The sequence below is a fragment of the Myxococcaceae bacterium JPH2 genome (assembly GCA_016458225.1).
Classification (GTDB): domain Bacteria; phylum Myxococcota; class Myxococcia; order Myxococcales; family Myxococcaceae; genus Citreicoccus.
This window is the reverse complement of the sequence record JAEMGR010000046.1, coordinates 1-240: the sequence shown is the minus strand read 5'-3', so window position 1 is coordinate 240 and position 240 is coordinate 1. Positions and strand designations below refer to the sequence as shown.

The 240-nt window shown below is 64.6% G+C and carries 1 protein-coding gene; it reads right to left on the bottom strand.

Annotated features, from left to right (window positions below; all coding sequences use genetic code 11):
- A partial coding sequence (locus JGU66_34900; protein ID MBJ6765972.1) for a hypothetical protein occupies window positions 1–240 on the bottom strand: 240 nt, incomplete at both ends.

The window sequence follows — 240 nt, the reverse complement described above, 5'->3', positions numbered from 1 at the left end:
TCGCTGTTGTAGTTGGCCACCACTGCCACTCGCTCCGGCAGCTCCTCCACCAGCAGCGACACTTCGAACTTCGACGTGCGCTCCTCCGCCTCCATCCCCGTCAGGGTGAGGTCGCGCAGCGTGATCTCCGAGACCGGCGTGTTCTGGAGCGTGAGTGACACCTGGAACAGCGGACTGCGGCTCAGGTCGCGCTCGGGCTGGAGTTCCTCCACCAGCTTCTCGAACGACACGTCCTGATGC